This is a genomic window from Halonotius roseus (genome assembly GCF_006861655.1).
Taxonomy (GTDB): Archaea; Halobacteriota; Halobacteria; order Halobacteriales; family Haloferacaceae; genus Halonotius; species Halonotius roseus.
In genome coordinates this window covers 357,240-373,632 of sequence record NZ_SESI01000003.1, presented here as the reverse complement: position 1 = coordinate 373,632, position 16,393 = coordinate 357,240, and the positions used below count along the sequence as shown (strand labels likewise).

Here is a 16,393-nt window from a genome sequence, read left to right as displayed (position 1 = left end):
GCTGGTCAGCGTCGAGGCCTTCCTTGTCGAGAGCCTCGTTGATGACGAGCTTCGTGTTCTCCCAGATTTCCATCGGGTCGTGCTCGACCCAGCCGGGCTCCGGATAGATCTGTTCGTGTTTTTCGTAAGCTTGCGATACGACGTTCCCGTCATGGTCAAAGACCATGAAACGAGTTCCAGTCGTCCCTTGGTCAATTGAACCAACGTATGTTTCTGACATGTGTATTCACCACACTCCTTGTGGGGGCCGTTCCCCCGTCGGCGGCGAACCGTTCTTTACGACCGGTTCCACCACCACGGGTAAACACTATGGAAGAACGTGATAAATGTTACTCCCGTGCCCAAACTTGACTATAGTTCCCCGCTGCTTCGGGTAGTTTGCGAGAGACTCACATGCATGAACAGAACGTCAGACGCCGGTGTTTCCTCCAGATTCATTGACGGGTGTCATCGTTAGGGGGTAAACTAAAGTCATTATAGTTCAAACGGAAATTGAACGGATGAGTAGCAAACCACATGTCATCGTCATCGGCGGCGGCTCGACCGGGTGCGGCATCGCGCGCGACCTCGCGATGCGCGGCGTCGAGGTCACGCTCGTCGAACAAGGGAATCTCACCCACGGAACGACAGGGCGGATGCACGGCCTCCTCCACAGCGGTGGCCGGTACGCGGTTGCTGACCAGGCCAGCGCGAAGGAGTGTATGATCGAAAACCGGATTCTGCGGGATATCGCCAGCCACTGTGTTGAGGAAACCGGCGGGCTGTTCGTCAAACGCCCGGAGGACTCCGAGGAGTACTTCCAGAAGAAACTGGAGGGCTGCAAGGAGTGCGACATCCCGGTCGAGGTACTGTCGGCCGAGGAGGCCCGCAAAGAGGAGCCCTACCTCGCCAAGGATATCGACAAGGCCATTCGGGTGCCGGATGGCGCGGTCGACCCCTTCCGGCTCTGTGTGGCCAACGCCGCCAGCGCGGAGGAACACGGCGCGCGCATCGAGACACACGCGCCCGTGGTGGATGTCCTCAAAGAGGGCGACGAAGTTGTCGGCGTCGAAGTCGAACACGAATCGGGCCCCGGCAAGCGCGTCCACCGCGAGCCCGGCACCCGCGAGGAGATCCGCGGCGACTACGTCGTCAACGCCACCGGCGCGTGGGCCGGACAGATCGGTGAGATGGCCGGCCTCGAAAAGGAGATCGAGGTTCGCCCCGGCAAAGGCGTCATGACGATCATGAACACCCGCCAGGTCGACACCGTCGTCAACCGCTGTAAGCCGAAGGGTGACGCCGACATCGTCGTCCCCCACGAGACGACCTGCATCCTCGGCACCACAGATGTCGAGGTCGACGACCCCGAGGACTACCCCGAAGAGCAGTGGGAGGTCGACCTGATGATCGACACGCTCAAAGAGCTGGTGCCGATCATCGAGGAGGCCCGCACGATCCGCTCCTTCTGGGGCGTTCGGCCGCTCTACGAGCCGCCGGGAACCGGCACGAGCGATTCGACCGACATCACGCGGGACTTCTTCCTGCTCGATCACTCCGACCGCGACAGTGTCGAGAACTTCACCTCCATCGTCGGCGGGAAGTTCACGACCTACCGGATGATGGGCGAGGATATCTCCGATCACGTCTGCGACAAGCTCGGCGTCGACGCCGAGTGCCGCACCGACGAGGTGCCGCTGCCCGGCAGCGAGGACTTCTCGGTGCTGCGGGACTACATGGACGAGTTCGGCATCCGCTCGCCGATCGGCCGCCGCAGTGCCCAGCGGCTCGGCTCCCGCACCGACGAGGTACTCGACTACGACGGCCCGAACCCGGTCGTCTGTGAGTGCGAGGCCGTCACGCGCGCAGAGGTACAAGATGGAATCGAGGGATCCGGCTCAGATCTCAACGCCGTGCGCCTTCGCACGCGTGCGTCAATGGGTAACTGTCAGGGCGCGTTCTGTTGTCACCGGATGGCCGCCGAGCTCTACGACGAGTACGACGAGGAGACGGCCTACGACGCGTGGGACGAGCTCTACCAGGAACGCTGGAAGGGCGAACGCCACGCGATGTGGGGCCGCCAGCTCTCACAGGCCGCCCTCAAATACTCGCTGCACGGCACCACGATGAACCGCGATAAGGATGCCGCGACGACCGACACCGTCATCAGCGACTTCACCGCCTTCGACACCGGTGTTGGGGCATCACCGAGCGACGGAACGGCGGAGACGGCAGCAACCGACGGCGGCCGGCGGGGAGGCGACTGATGGCAATCCGCGAGGATGTGATCGTCATCGGCGGCGGCCTCGCCGGCTCGATGGCCGCCCTCGAAGCGGCCGACAGCGACGCATCGGTGCGACTCATCACCCACAAAAAGTCCACGCTGCGACACGCCAGCGGCCTGATCGACGTGCTCGGCTATCTCGACGAAGAAGAGCCGGTCGCCGACCCCTTCGCCGCGATCAGCGAACTGCCGGACGATCACCCCTACTCGATCGCCGGCGAGGCGGCGATCCGCGATGGGCTCGCCCGCTTCGACGAGGCGGTCGGCGACACCTATCAGGGCGACCACACCGACACCAACGCGTTGCTGCCGACGTTCGGCGGCGCGATCAAACCGACCGCCCGGTATCCCGACGCGGCCGCGGCCGGCCTCGCCAGCGACAGCCGCGATATGCTGGTCGTCGGCTTCGAGGAGCTTACCGAGTACAACGCCGACATGTTGGCCGATCATCTTGCGGCTGCCGACGTGCCGTTCGCTGTCGACGGCGTCGAGCTCAACTTCCCCGGAACGTACGCCAACGACTCCCGAGTAACCCGGTTCGCCAAGCGGCTTGACAACGACGAGGATGTCGAGTACGAGGGGAAAACGATGGGTGCCCGTGAGGCCCTCGCCGAGTCGGTGAAACCCCACATCGGTGACGCCGAGCGCGTCGGCTTCCCGGCCTTCCTCGGCGACGACCACGCGGCCGACGTGCGGGCCGATCTCGAACGCGAGCTCGGCGTCGATGTCTTCGAGATCCCGATGGGGCCGCCGAGCTTCCCCGGGATGCGGCTGGCCGACCGGCTGAAAGAGGCCGTCGACGACGCCGGGATCCACATCTCGGCGGGCAACCCGGTCATCGACTACGAGGCCGACGGCGACGAGATCGAGGCGGTCATCGTCGACAGCAAGGGCCGAGAGGTGCCGTACCACGCCGAGGAGTTCATTCTCGCCACCGGCGGGCTCGTCGGCAAGGGTATCGACTCCGACCGTGACGGCACCGTCGAGGAGCCGATCTTTGACTGTCATATCCCGCATTCCGACGACCGGTATGACTGGTTCGACGAGGAAGCCTTTGGCAACCAGCCGTTTGCCCACTTTGGCGTCCGGATCGACGAGGGGATGCGCCCGCTGGACGCCGACGGCTCCCCGGAGTTCAGCAATCTCCGGGCGGCTGGCGGCGTCGTCGGCGGGACGGATCCGGTCGCCGAGAAATCCCAAAGCGGGATCTCGCTGACGACCGCCGCGGTTGCGGGGCAACGAGCGCGTGAACGAGCTGCGAAACGAGAGGTGAGTCAATGAGCGACGCACAACAACCCAGTGATTTTGATGCCACGACGGCGGTAGATGAGTTTGAGCCGGTCGATGTGTTCCCGTCCAGCGAGGATATGGATCTCCGGCCGGGAGCCGACAACTGTTACAAATGCACCAGCTGTGACACCTCCTGTCCGGTCGCCGAGGTCAACGAGAATTTCCCCGGACCGAAGTTCCAAGGGCCGGAACAGTGGCGGCTGAAACGCCACGAGGATGTCGACATCGACGACTCGATCCTCTCGTGTTCGAACTGTATGCGGTGTGACGACGCCTGTCCGTCGAGCGTCCCGCTGAGCCAGATGCACAACACCGCCCGCGGGGAGTACGTCGAGGAGCACATGGACAAGCTCTCGATGGAGTATCTCCGCAACCGGATGCTCTCGAACTACCGGACGATGGCTACCATCGGCAGCAAGGTGCCACGCCTGGCCAACTTCGTGATGGGCCTCGGGATCACGAGCGTCCTCGGCGAGAAGATCATGGGCATCCCGAGCGAACGGGACGTGCCGGAGTTCGCCACCGAAACCTTCCGGCAGTGGTGGAAAAAGCGGGGCGGCTCGAAAGTCAGCAATCCGGACAAACAGGTCGCGTACTTCCACGGCTGTTACTCCAACTACAACACCGTCGAGGTCGGCAAGGCGATGGTGCGTGTCTTCGAGGAGTTCGGCTACGAAGTCCTCGTCCCGAAACAGCAGTGTTCCGGCACGCCGATGTTTGCTAACGGGATGCTGAAAGACGCCCGCCGTGAGGCCGAGGTCAACGTTCGTGAGCTCGGCGAGGCCATCGACAACGGCGCGGAGGTCATCGCTTCCTGTACGTCCTGTTCGATGGCACTCCGCCAGGAGTATCCTGAACTGTTCGACATCGAAGGGATCGAAGAACTCTCCGAGCACACGTGGGAAGCTCTTGAGTTCCTGCGTGTCAACGAGGATCTCGGCCAGGCGATCCAGGAAAGCGAGGTCGACCCGCAGGCGTTTGCCTACCACGCGCCGTGTCACGCCCGCAACCAGGGGCTCGACCGGCAGGCGGTCGAACTCTTCCGCGACCTCGATGGCGCGACCATCGAGGACGTTGGCGAGTCCTGTTCAGGGATCTCGGGCACCTACGGCTGGAAGTCCGAGAAGTACGAGACCTCGATGAAGATCGGCGCGGAGATGTTCGATCATATGGAACACGCGGAGGGCGACGTGGGGATGACCGAGTGTCCGACCTGTGCGATGCAGATGAACCACGGGACTGGCTACGAGATCCGCCACCCCCTGGAGCTGCTCGAAGAAGCACTGGTCTAACGACCGCTCATCCATCCGTTCTGTTTTCGTTGTCGTTGCTGGTTTTTTGTCTCCTACCGAGGATAGTGAAATAGTCTTCCCAGAGTTCTATTGCGAACTGCTGTGCGAGATGTAGAGCATTTATCTTGCTATCAGATTTTGGTGGGTGGTGAGGCAACCAGAAGATGAATTCTCAACTTCTCATTAACCGTTCCATCAGTATGGATTTATGATTGTGGATTGAAACAACTAAACATGAAGCACCACACATTCGTCTGCGGAAGTTCAAAAAGCAAGCAACAAGATGCGTACTATATTTACCACAATAATCGCTTTTGGGGTACCCTCGAAGAAGCGGGAATCACCGATACTCAGTTAGATCCGCCAGAATATCGCAGACTTGGACGCGAGTACGGAATTTACCTTACCGAGATCGTCGATCCAAGTAGTTACCGAGTTCCCAAAGATAGCGACATAGAACCTCATCAAGTACGGGAGGGTGTCGAAACTCTGGTAGAGCGTGTTGAGACACATGGAGCAAAACGCATTGCATTTGTTGGTAAAAATGCAGCAACATGGTTCTACCGCCATATGGAAAATAAGGAAATCACCCATTCACAAGCCAGTGGACACAAGAACGATAGGCGCAGGCTGGAGGGATTATCGCTTGATTGGGACTACTTTGGAATTGATTACTACCTGCTAAGCAACACACACCGTCATTGGGACAAGGATGTCTGGATGGACTTTTGGAAAGTATGTGTTGACGACGTTCGTGAGTTTCGGTGAAATTGTATATAGTATAGCCACTGGGTGATTCGTACCTTCTATCTTGCACGTCAACCAGTAAAACCTCGATAATCTGATTGTTGTTTCGCTCAGTTAGCGAAGGCGGTTATTTTCATCGCCACTGACCGCTCGCCGCCACCGACCGAGACAGGTTTTTGCCCGTGGGAACCGTACACATATCATCTCCGGTTTTCGTGCGCAGACGGCGACCCGTCCCTCCGGAGTCATCCTATGACACACAGCACAACAGTTCTCGTGATCGGCGGCGGCGGCACAGGCGTCGGAACCGCACGCGACCTCGCAGCCCGCGGCGTCGACGTGACGCTCGTCGACCGCGGCGGACTCGGCAGCGGCACCTCCGGCCGCTCCCACGGCCTGCTGCACAGCGGCGCGCGCTACGCCGAGGCCGACCCCGAGGGCGCGGCCGAATGTATCGCGGAAAACGAGATCTTGCGGGACATTGCCGGCCACGCGATCGGCGATACGGGCGGGATCTTCGTCCAACTCGCGGACGACGACCCCGACTACTTTGACGCCAAGCTTGCGGGCTGCCGCGAGCACGGCATCGACGCCGAGGTGATCGACGGCGACGAGGCCCGCGAGCGCGTGCCCGAGTTGAGCGACTCGGTTGAGCGGGCGATGGTTGTCCCCGACGGTGTGATCTACCCCTCGCGGCTGGTCGCGGCTAACGCCCAGAGCGCGGCCGACCATGGCGCGCGCGTACTTACGCACGCGCCCGTAGAAGGAATGAGCGTCGCCGACGGCGAGATCGCCACCGTCGAGGTCGGCGGCAAGGCCAACGAGACGATCCAACCCGAGTACGTCGTCAACGCCACGGGCGCGTGGGCCGGCGAGTGCGCCGCCATGGCCGGCGTCGATGTCGAGATGAAACCCACGAAGGGCGTGATGGTCGGCGTCGACTACGAGGGTCTCGGGCCTGTGCTCAACCGCTGTCGGGAGCCCGACGACGGCGACATCGTCATCCCACACAAGACGCAGGTCGTCCTCGGAACCACGAGCGTCGCCGTCGACGACCCCGACGAGTACGACGAAGAGCAGTGGGAAATCGAGAAGATGTTCGAGGAGTGTGCGGCGATGATGCCGACCCTGGAGGGCCGCGAGGCCGCCCGCACCTACTGGGGTGTTCGGCCGCTGTACGCCCCCGACGAGGCCGGTCGCGGGAGCAAGGATTCCGGCAAGGGCAACGAGCGCGGCATCTCGCGTGGCTTTTTCCTGCTCGACCACGCCGAGGAGGGCGTCGACAACTTCGCCAGCGTCGTTGGCGGGAAGCTGACGACCTACCGCATGATGGCCGAAGCGACCGCCGACCACGTCGCCGAGATCCTCGGCGTCGACGCCGAGTCGATCACGGCCGAGGAGCGGCTGCCCGGCGTCGACGACCCCGAGGAACTCGACGGCCTCGTTGCCAAATACAGCGCGCGCCAGCCCGCCGACGAGGATGTCGTCGTCGACCGCTCGGATGCGGCCGCGGCGGACGACTGAACGGCTCCCTCATGCCCACCGATCCCGCTGCCGACAATGATAACGTCGATGCCGCCGAAGCCGACGATGCGGTACGGGATCGGCTGATCGAAGGGTCGACACCGACCGACAGCGACGACTCAACGCCCGACGCGATCCGCGACGCGCCGGCCGGCGTCACCCATCCCGCACACAAGGGTGGTCGCGTCACCGACACCCCCGCGGTCGCCGCGCGGCTGACGATGACCGACGAGACGCTGCTGGTTCGTGAGGCCGACGGCGATCTCGCTGACTTCGAGATCCGGTTCGCCGATATCACCTATCTCAGAGACGGCCAACAGGAGATCAACGGGGAGGCCGTCGAGAGCCTTGTTGTCCGGCATATCGATCCACCCGCCAACGCCGTGACGACGAAGCTGAGCCTCTGGGATGCCGATGCCCACGACCGGCTCACCACGGTTGTCACCGACTACTACCGACAGCACCGGGAGGCTGTTGCCGAGCTGGAGCTGTCGACCCAACAGCTGGAGATCCTTGTCACCGCCTACTCCGCCGGCCGTGAGTTCGATCCCGCGACCGTGCTTCCGAAGACGGCCGACGATATCGCCGAGCTTTTCGAGCCGCTTCGCCGCGCCGATCTGCTTCGAACCGGCGACACCGGCGTCTTCCTCACCGGGCGGGGCCACATGGTTGTCAACGAACGGGTTGACGACAAAACGATGTAACCGCCCTCGGTTGCAGCTGTTGTCCTCAGCCACTACTAGCGGTTGCGTCGCTCGATCGCCCGATCCGAGTGTTCTTATTCTCCGATCGACTCCATCAGGCTATGTTCCGTGATCGGTCGGCCGCGATCGCCGACAACAGGCCGATCACCGGGGCCGGCGCGGCGGTCACCACCGGTTCCGCCGGGCCGCTTCTCCTGATCACAGGGGTCGGCTGCCCGAATCAGCTCCGCTCGTGGGCCGACGGCCGCCTGCGGGATCGCGCCTGTGGGATCATCGCCGACGGGAACCGCCGGGCGATCGGCGTCGCCGCGGCGGATCTCGACGCCGACGGTGAGGAGGAGCTCTACGTTCACAACGCCGACGCCGGCGGCTCCTGTGGGACGACCGATCTCCTGCTCGATCGCATCGACCACAAGGGCCGGCAGGTCTGGTGTGACGCCTTCGCCCACGCTGTCAACGCCGACCGTGGAAATCTCACCGCCGGCCGGTCGGTCGCCGCCCTCGACCGGTTTGGCACCGGTCGCTACGGGATGGTTGTCGCCAGCTCCGCGGCAACGACCCGCTGTTATGAGCTCGGCGACGACGGCGAGATCACCGATATGGCCGACGTGGTTGGGTTGGATATCAGCTGTGAGGCGCGCTCGCTGCTCGCCGCCCCGCTTGTCACCGATCGCATGGATCTGTTCGTCGGCGTCGATGGCGGCCCGAACCGCCTGTTCCGCAACGACGAAGGCCACTTTATCGATGTTGCTGCCGAGCAGGGCGTGGCTGCCCCCGAGGCTGACGCCCGTGGCGCGACACTCGTCGACACCGGCGACGGGAATTTCGCCATCGCGGTCGCCAGTTGGGAGGCTGACAACCATCTTTTCGTGCCGAGCAATGGAGGGTTCACCGACCGCTCGCCGGCGGCGTTCACCGCGCCGACACGAGCCCGCACGCTGCTGGCGGCGGATTTCGACAACGATGGCCGCCAGGAGCTGTTCGTCAACGTCTGTGGCGACTCCAACCGACTTCTCGCACCGATCGTCGACACCGAATCCAGCGGCGAAACAGCTGACCAAACGGCCGCGAACCACCCGGCACCCGACTGGGAGAGTCGGCCGCTCGGTGCGGCCTCGGAGCCGGCGGGACGCGGTACCGGTGCCGTCGTCGCCGACCTCGACGGCGACGGTCGGCTGGAGCTCCTGATTGTTCACGGCGATGGCGACGCCCGGCCGCTCTCGTTGTACGACGCCCCGACCGACAACGACTGGCTCCGCGCCCGACCGATGACCCAGTACGGCGCGCCGGCCCGCGGCGCGGTCGTCACCCTCGATACCGATCACGGCCGCCAGCGACGCGTGATCGACGCCGGCAGCGGCTATCTCTGCCAGTCGGAGCCGATCGCCCACTTCGGCCTCGGTGGGGCGACCGCCCCCGAACAGACCCCTCGCCGGCTCACGGTTCGCTGGCTCGACGGCCGGGAGCGAACGATCGAGGAGCCGGCCACACTAACGACCCACGAGATCGCCCACCCGGCCAGCGAGTAGCGGGTGCGGCGGTCGGTACTGTTCAGAGTAGTGCGATTGGATTGCGAATACCTCGAAAGCCCCCGGCGTCTCGACTCCCGGGACTCTCACGGCTCTCTTCGGTCGCCGTTCGAGCGACCGCGGTCTCCCTGCGGTCGACCGCGCGCTCGCTGCGCTCCTCGTCGTTCACGTTGTTCACTCCTGCGGTGCTTGCATCGTCCGGGCACGCCGAGCCGCCGGCCCCTTTCAGTCCCACCCCGTTGGCAGGCCAAGCAGCCGCAATCGGGCGGGACTGAAAGGGGCGACTCGCTGGCGGAAGGCGGGCGACGCAAGCACTGCAGGGCCGCAGGCCCGAAGCGCGCAGCGAGCCCCCCGACGCCAGCGAGTCGGGGCTTTCGAGATGGTTCCAGTTTCACCGACTTCTCTGAACACGATCCGGTGGTCGCCCCGACGTTTTTTCGTCCGTCCACCACAGTTGTCTGACAGTGATCCGGAACCGCGACCACCTGCCAGCTACCCCCGCTCACGAGGTTGCCCTCGATGCTCTCACCGCCGGGATCGAGGCCGCCGACCCGGCCCGACTGACTCGTGAGGCCGTGTCACTGACTGACGGAACGCTGACTATCGGCGACGACGCGGACGATCTCGCTGACTACGACGAGGTGATCGTCCTCGGCGGCGGGAAGGCCGCGGCCGTCGTCGCCGCGGAGCTGGAGGCGAGCCTCGGCGACGCCGTTGACGGTGGGCTCGTTATCACCGATCTACCGGACGCCTCGCCTGCGGGTATCGATCCCGCGCCCGTCGACACCGACCGCATCGAGGTGCTCGCTGGCGACCACCCGATCCCCAGCGAACGCGGCGTCGAGAGTACCCGTCGGCTGTTGGACGCCGCCGAGGTAGCCGACGAGTCGACGCTGATCCTCGGTGTCATCACCGGCGGCGGCAGCGCGCTCATGGCAGCCCCCGCCGGGGAACTCTCGCTGGCCGACCTCCAGGCGACGACCGACGCGCTGTTGGCGTCAGGTGCGACGATCGATGAGATCAACGCGGTGCGCAAACACTGCTCGGCGATCAAGGGCGGCCGGCTCGCGGCGGCGGCCCAGCCAGCCGCTATCCGTTCGCTCGTCATCAGCGATGTCGTCGGCAACGATCCCGCGACGATCGCCAGCGGCCCCCTCGTTGGCGATCCGACGACCTACGCCGACGCCCGCGAGGTGCTCGACCGCTACGACTGCGACGTGCCGGCGGCGGTCGCCGCTCATCTCGACAGCGGTGCGGCCGGCGAGATCGCTGAGACGCCGACGCCGGGCGACCCGATCTTTGGGTCGGTGACGACGACGATCATCGGCGACGGGCTGACCGCGGTTCGGGCCGCCGCCGACCGGGCGCGCGAGGCTGGCTTCGACCCGCTCGTCCTCTCCTCGCGGGTTCGGGGCGAGGCACGCGAGGCGGCGAAAACACAGGTCGCTATCGCCGAGGAGATCCGGGCCAGCGGACAGCCGCTCGCGCCGCCGGCGGTCGTCGTCTCCGGCGGCGAGACAACTGTCACCGTCGACGGCGACGGAGTTGGCGGCCCGAATCAGGAGTTCGTGTTGTCGGCCGCGGTTGAACTTGCTGCAGCTGCGGCCGCGGTCGACGACAGCAGCGACGCTGGCAACGTGGGTAGCGACACTGTCGTTGCCGCTGTCGACACCGATGGGATCGATGGCCCGACCGACGCTGCCGGCGGGATCGTCGACAGCGAGACGGTCGCCCCGCGGGTTGGACGGCGCGCGCTCGCCGAAAACGACGCGGCCGCGGCCCTCGATGCGGCCGGCGCGCGCATCGAGACCGGGTCGACCGGGACGAACGTCAACGATCTGCGGGTCGTTGTCGTCGACGAGCCGTCGTAACCGGCAACATCCGTCACGACGAGTAGACAGCTTAACGTACCGAGGCCAACCTGTTCCGATATGGTCGATCCGACATCCGATATCGGGGAGGACGTCGACGAGGCTGACGCCCCCGAGTGTGCGGTCTGCGGCGAACGTATCATCGAACTGCCAACCCATCGCGTCGTTGCGACTGTCGAGGACGGACAGATCGAACACACCCACTTTTGTTCCGACGACTGCCGGGCGACGTACCTTGAGTAAGGGGTACGCAACCGACTCGCGGGGAGAGTTTTTACCACCCGCGGCGTAACGCCTTGGTATGATCTCCCTTGAGGACGCAGTCACCGCGCGGCTGGAATCCCACGGCGCGCGCTTTGAGGTACTGATCGATCCCGACGCCGCCCTCGAAATCAAACGCGACGAGTTCGACGGCGAGCTTGAGGACGTGATCGCCGCCGAGGATGTGTTTGAGGACGCCTCCCGCGGTGATCGGCCCGCCGAAACCGATCTGGAGGATGTGTTTGGAACCACTGAGCCACTGGAGATCATCCCGGAGGTGATCAAGCGCGGCGAGATCCAGATCACCGCCGAGCAGCGACGCGAGATGCAGGAACAGAAGCGCAAACAGCTTATCAACCAGATCGCGCGCAACGCGGTCAACCCCCAGATGGATGACGCCCCGCACCCGCCGGAACGGATCGAACGCGCCCTAGAAGAAGCCGGCTTCCGCATCGATCCGATGGAGCCCGTCTCCGAGCAGGTCGATGAAGCCCTCGAAGACCTCCGCCCGGTCATCCCGATCCGGTTTGATGAGGTAACGATCGCGGTACAGCTCCCGGCTGACTACGCCGGCAGCGGCCAGGCTGAGGTGCGGCAGTACGGCGAGTTAGAGCGCGAGGAGTGGCAAAGCGACGGCTCGTGGGTCGGCGTCGTCACCTTCCCCGCCGGCCTCCAGAACGACTTCTACGACATGGTCAACGAGCTCACCAGCGGCAAGGCCGAAACGCGGGTGATCAAAGACGAAGACGACATCAAAACCCGGTGATCCGCCGAGCCATTCTTCATGCTTCCGGCCCATCGTTCGGTATGGACGTGGTTCGCACTGGCCGTTAGTAATCCTCGGTTCGACCGGTCGGTACCCCACCGGCGTGGAGGCCCCAGATGAAAGCTGTCCTCGCCAAGCGCGTCGACAGCGGCACGGCTGATCTGTCTGAGCTCCGTGATCTCGCGGCGGCAGCCGGCTACGAGGTCGTCGGCGAGCTCACCCAGACCAGAAAAGAGGATTCGGCCCACCACTTCGGTGAGGGGAAGGTAACTGAGCTCGCCGAGCTGGTCGTCCGTACCGACGCCGAGACGGTCATCATCGACAACGAGGTTGGCCCCTACCAGATGTTCAATATCGGGCGCATCCTCCCCGAGGAGACCGAGGTGCTCGACCGGTTTACGCTGATCCTCACGATCTTCGGGCAGCGGGCCCAGACCCGGAAAGCCCAACTCCAGGTCGAACTCGCCGAGCTTCGCTACGAGCTGCCGCGGGCGTCGGTAAAAGCGAGCCTTGCCAAACGCGACGAGCGGCCGGGGTTCATGGGGCTCGGCGAGTACGACGAGAGCCGCGAACAGGATATCAAATCCCAGATCGCCTCGATCAAAGACGAGCTGGATTCGATCGCCGAGAAGGAAGCCCAGCGACGCGCCGAGCGTCGTGACTCCGGGTTTGATCTGGTTGCCCTCGCGGGGTACACCAATGCCGGCAAGTCGACGCTGCTCCGCCAGCTGGCGGCCGAGCTCGATGTCGACGAAAACGCCGAGAAACATCCCGATCTCGACGAGGTTGCCGAATCCCAGGATATGTTGTTTACGACGCTTGGGACGACAACCCGGCGGGCCGAACTGGAGCGACGGGAGGTGTTGTTGACCGACACTGTCGGCTTCATCTCGGATCTCCCCCACTGGCTTGTCGAATCCTTCGAGTCGACGCTGGATTCGGTGTATCGGGCGGATCTGGTGTTGCTCGTCGTCGACGCCAGCGAGCCGGTTGCCGAGATGCGCGAGAAGCTTGTCACCTCCCACGATACGCTTCACGAGCGCAACGAGGCACCGATTCTCACCGTCTTCAACAAGACCGACCTGCTCTCGGCGGAGGAACTGGCCGACAAACAGGCCGCGCTATCCGCGCTTGCGCCGAACCCGATCACCGTCTCGGGGAAGACCGGCGAGAACATCGACACGCTCCGGGCGCGCGTCGAAGCCGAACTCCCCGACTGGGAACACGAACGCTTGCTGGTGCCGATGGCCGATGACACGATGAGCTTTGTTTCGTGGCTCTACGATCACGCCCACGTCGAGACCGAATCCTACGAGGGCGACCAGGTGCTGTTGGAGTTCGATGCCCGACCGGCGATCGTCGAGCAGGCCAGATCGAAGGCGGCCGCGCTCACCCCCGTCGAATCGGCCTAACGCCGTTGTGCCGTCCGACAGCCGGTGTCGCAGCGATCGCCCTTACAGCGGGAGAAACGACCGCCCGATCGTGTAGGAGGCGACGATATCGAGCCCAAACAGCACGAAGGTTCCGGCAGCTAGCCGGTGCAACCACGTTCGGTCGAGCCGGTGGGCTGTTTTGCTGAAAAACAGCGCGGTCGCCAGACTCACCGGGATGATCGCCAACATCTCCCCGATCCAGATCGCCGGTGTCGCGCCGTACTGGACGGCCAACCCAATCGTGACCAACTGTGTTTTGTCGCCGAACTCGCCGAAGACCATGAACCAAAACGAGGGCAGAAACCCATGGAGTCGCTCCGGAAGCCGTGATTGGATCGCGGCCAGCCGGCTGCCTTCGGGGGCAACTTTTGGTGTCTCGACGCTGTCGACGGTCGTATACAACAGCCAGCCCCCGAAGATGAAAAACAGCCCCGCGGTGATGGCGTCGAGATACACCGCCGGCAGCGCGCCCTTCAGCGCGTTGCCCAGCAGAATCTCGATGACCGTCCAGCCACCGAAGGCTGTCGACGCGCCGGCAACGACCATGTAGGGGTTGTAGCGTGTCGCCAATCCGGCGATGACGAGCTGTCCCTTTTCGCCGGGCAGCGCGGTGAGCTGCAGCAGAAACGCGGTGCCAACGATGCTGATAAACGACTCCATTCAGTACGCGAAAATTAGCTAAGTCTAATCATTATATTTGTCGTTTCGAACAGTAGCTAACGCATTTGTCACTTCGAACTACTGGTCGTCGCGCCGATACCGCTCAGGGACGTATTCGTCGACCGGATCGGGGACAAACTCGGCGAGCGCCGGTGCGAGCGCGGCGAGCCACCGCCGAAGCAGCCCGTAGCCAATGGCGACGATGATGGCGACGACGACGAGCCAGCGGAACGTCTGGGGTACCACGGCGGCAAGCGGGAGGCCGACCAGCAGCGAGAGCCCCACGTCCTCGGGCGCGCCGTCGTACCGCACCCACCGTTTGGGCGCGCGCCACTCGCCGGCGACGTGGTCGTAGACCGCTCGTTCAGAGGTGTTCTCCCACGGTCGGAGTTCGAGGCCGCCGCCGTAGCGATCCATCCGGCAGTGGGCGGCGGCGGCGACGACAGCAACAGCGAGCCCGATCGCAAGCGGAGACCCAACAACGGCCGCGACGATCACCGCTGGGATCGCCGCTAGCGAATAACCCGTCGGGTAGTGGAGCGTCCGCCGGTGGCCGACGTACAGATCCAGATCCGGCCAGATCCCCCCGCAGAGCCCGCCGATCAGCGCGGCGGTCGCGGACTCGGGGGCCAGCCACAGCAGCGGCGCGCCGATCGCAAGTCCGACCAGCGCGTGGGTTGGCAGCATCATAGGCTTCCGGAGGTGTCGGCGTGGAATAAACACGTCGCTGGCCCCGCGTCGCTGGCTTTATCGCCGTCTCGCCGCTTTGGCTGGACATGACGCCCCCTCAACCGCCTGATCCGCAGATTGCCGACAGCGTCCCCGACGCGCTCGAACGGCTGTTCCGCGATGGCCGCGGCAACGCGGTACTCGCGTGGCTCCTGGTCGCCGTCCTCATCGTCGTGTTCGTCGAGAGCCTCCTGAGTGTCGACTACCGGTGGATCCTGTTTGTCGCTGTCGTCGGTGCTGTCGTCTGTCTTCCGCCGCTTGCCTATCGGGAGTGGCGCGTCATGTTGCCCTGGGAGCTGTTGGTCGTCGCGTTGTTACCGATCCTTGTTCGGGGCCTCGTCGGCGGCACCGTTGGCACGGTTGCGACCTACATCTCGCTGGCCGCGCTCGCGTTGCTCGTTGTCGTCGAACTCCACATGTTCACGTCGCTGACGGTGACCCACTGGTTTGCGATCGCTCTTGTCGTGTTGACGACGCTTGCGGTCGTCGGGGTGTGGACGATCTTCCGGTGGAGTGCCGACCTGTATCTCGGCACCGCCTACCTCGTTGACAACGAGACGCTGATGATCGAGTGGCTCTATGTGACCGTCGCCGGCGTCGTCGCCGGGATCCTGTTCGACGGCTACTTCAGCCGCCGGGATCGCCAGCTGTGGCGCGTGCTTCGGCGGGTGATCGGCCGATGATCTTGCCCCGCCCATCGCCGTCGACCCAGCGGCGACTCACGATTGTGATGCAGCTACTGCTGTTTGCTATCGTTGTATACGGTTTATATGCTGGCCAGCCGAAGGCGATCACCAACGGGGGAATCGGGTTGGCGGTGACGCTGTTGCCCGCGATCGTCCGGCGGAACTACCAGCTGTCGCTCGATCCGTGGCTCGGGCTGTGGATCACGACGGCGGTCTTCCTGCATACGCTGGGGTCGGCTGGGCTCTATGTGCAGTTCTCGTGGTGGGATAGCGTGACCCACGCGCTGTCGGCCTCGCTTGTCGCCGGCGTCGGCTACACGGCCGCGCGCGTGGTCGACCTCCACAGCGACAAGATCCACATCCCCACGCAGTTCGTGTTCGTCTACCTGTTCATCGTGGTGTTGGCCTTCGGGGTGATCTGGGAGCTCTTTGAGTTTGCCCTTGATCTGATCAGTGCCGAAACGGGGCTCACGATGCCGCTGGCCCAACACGGGCTGGATGATACGGTCGTTGACATGTTGTACAACTCGCTGGGCGCGCTGCTGGTCGCGCTGTTCGGCCAGGTGCATCTCACCGGGGTTGCCGAGTCGCTGCGCGACCGGATGTGGTCGCCGGAGACGTAGCTCGGCCAAATAAAC

Annotated in this window: 17 protein-coding genes; 13 read left to right on the top strand and 4 right to left on the bottom strand. The window is 64.2% G+C overall.

The features are described from left to right. The coding region (locus tag EWF95_RS11970; RefSeq protein ID WP_246055708.1) for an FGGY family carbohydrate kinase at window positions 1–220 on the bottom strand (220 nt) is incomplete at its 3' end. Between the two features lie 280 nt (window positions 221–500). On the opposite strand from EWF95_RS11970, the gene glpA reads away from it, so the two are divergent. The 7 genes from glpA (at window position 501) to EWF95_RS11935 (ending at window position 9,349) form a co-directional block, all read left to right on the top strand. Beyond that, window positions 501–2,246: an anaerobic glycerol-3-phosphate dehydrogenase subunit GlpA gene (gene glpA, locus EWF95_RS11965; protein ID WP_142444307.1), complete on the top strand. Its 1,746-nt coding sequence runs from the start codon at window positions 501–503 to the stop codon at window positions 2,244–2,246. Further along, window positions 2,246–3,544, top strand: a complete 1,299-nt coding sequence (gene glpB / locus EWF95_RS11960; RefSeq protein ID WP_142444306.1) for a glycerol-3-phosphate dehydrogenase subunit GlpB — start codon at window positions 2,246–2,248, stop codon at window positions 3,542–3,544. Before glpA ends, glpB begins: the two co-directional genes overlap by 1 nt. Then, window positions 3,541–4,845, top strand: a complete 1,305-nt coding sequence (locus EWF95_RS11955) for an anaerobic glycerol-3-phosphate dehydrogenase subunit C (protein ID WP_142444305.1) — start codon at window positions 3,541–3,543, stop codon at window positions 4,843–4,845. Before glpB ends, EWF95_RS11955 begins: the two co-directional genes overlap by 4 nt. A gap of 234 nt (window positions 4,846–5,079) precedes the next feature. Next, window positions 5,080–5,613, top strand: coding sequence for a uracil-DNA glycosylase family protein (locus EWF95_RS11950; protein ID WP_142444304.1), 534 nt, complete (start codon window positions 5,080–5,082; stop codon window positions 5,611–5,613). Window positions 5,614–5,844: 231 nt separating this feature from the next. Beyond that, entirely contained in the window at window positions 5,845–7,116 is a 1,272-nt protein-coding gene (locus tag EWF95_RS11945; RefSeq protein ID WP_142444303.1) for an FAD-dependent oxidoreductase, read from the top strand. A gap of 11 nt (window positions 7,117–7,127) precedes the next feature. Beyond that, window positions 7,128–7,820, top strand: a complete 693-nt coding sequence (locus EWF95_RS11940) for a CheF family chemotaxis protein (protein ID WP_142444302.1) — start codon at window positions 7,128–7,130, stop codon at window positions 7,818–7,820. Between the two features lie 101 nt (window positions 7,821–7,921). Beyond that, window positions 7,922–9,349, top strand: a complete 1,428-nt coding sequence (locus tag EWF95_RS11935) for a CRTAC1 family protein (protein ID WP_142444301.1) — start codon at window positions 7,922–7,924, stop codon at window positions 9,347–9,349. A 22-nt stretch (window positions 9,350–9,371) separates the two neighbouring features. On the opposite strand, the gene EWF95_RS13645 is transcribed toward EWF95_RS11935, so the two are convergent. After that, complete coding sequence (locus tag EWF95_RS13645) at window positions 9,372–9,518, bottom strand: hypothetical protein (RefSeq protein WP_185911783.1); 147 nt, start codon at window positions 9,516–9,518, stop codon at window positions 9,372–9,374. A 295-nt stretch (window positions 9,519–9,813) separates the two neighbouring features. Between EWF95_RS13645 and EWF95_RS11930 the strand changes: the two genes are divergently transcribed. The 4 genes from EWF95_RS11930 to hflX all read left to right on the top strand — a co-directional run bounded on the left by EWF95_RS11930 (window position 9,814) and on the right by hflX (window position 13,659). Continuing rightward, entirely contained in the window at window positions 9,814–11,220 is a 1,407-nt protein-coding gene (locus EWF95_RS11930) for a glycerate kinase type-2 family protein (protein ID WP_142444300.1), read from the top strand. 60 nt (window positions 11,221–11,280) lie between these two features. Next, on the top strand, window positions 11,281–11,463 hold the full coding sequence (locus EWF95_RS11925; protein ID WP_142444299.1) for a DUF7576 family protein: 183 nt from the start codon (window positions 11,281–11,283) through the stop codon (window positions 11,461–11,463). 58 nt (window positions 11,464–11,521) lie between these two features. Beyond that, window positions 11,522–12,247: a ribosome assembly factor SBDS gene (locus EWF95_RS11920; protein ID WP_142444298.1), complete on the top strand. Its 726-nt coding sequence runs from the start codon at window positions 11,522–11,524 to the stop codon at window positions 12,245–12,247. Window positions 12,248–12,363: 116 nt separating this feature from the next. Beyond that, on the top strand, window positions 12,364–13,659 hold the full coding sequence (hflX, locus tag EWF95_RS11915; RefSeq protein ID WP_142444297.1) for a GTPase HflX: 1,296 nt from the start codon (window positions 12,364–12,366) through the stop codon (window positions 13,657–13,659). A gap of 42 nt (window positions 13,660–13,701) precedes the next feature. Here hflX and EWF95_RS11910 read toward each other — a convergent pair whose 3' ends face one another. Then, window positions 13,702–14,340: a TMEM165/GDT1 family protein gene (locus EWF95_RS11910; protein WP_142444296.1), complete on the bottom strand. Its 639-nt coding sequence runs from the start codon at window positions 14,338–14,340 to the stop codon at window positions 13,702–13,704. Window positions 14,341–14,418: 78 nt separating this feature from the next. Continuing rightward, complete coding sequence (locus tag EWF95_RS11905) at window positions 14,419–15,030, bottom strand: metal-dependent hydrolase (RefSeq protein ID WP_142444295.1); 612 nt, start codon at window positions 15,028–15,030, stop codon at window positions 14,419–14,421. Window positions 15,031–15,116: 86 nt separating this feature from the next. Here EWF95_RS11905 and EWF95_RS11900 point away from each other — a divergent pair, with 86 nt between their 5' ends. Both EWF95_RS11900 and EWF95_RS11895 read left to right on the top strand, forming a co-directional pair. Next, window positions 15,117–15,752 carry a hypothetical protein gene (locus tag EWF95_RS11900; RefSeq protein ID WP_142444294.1) on the top strand — a complete coding sequence of 212 codons (636 nt, stop codon included), beginning with the start codon at window positions 15,117–15,119 and terminating at the stop codon, window positions 15,750–15,752. After that, window positions 15,749–16,378 (top strand): hypothetical protein, encoded by a 630-nt coding sequence (locus EWF95_RS11895; RefSeq protein WP_142444293.1) that lies wholly within the window; start codon window positions 15,749–15,751, stop codon window positions 16,376–16,378. The genes EWF95_RS11900 and EWF95_RS11895 overlap by 4 nt, the downstream gene beginning before the upstream one ends. The last annotated feature ends 15 nt before the right edge of the window (window positions 16,379–16,393 follow it).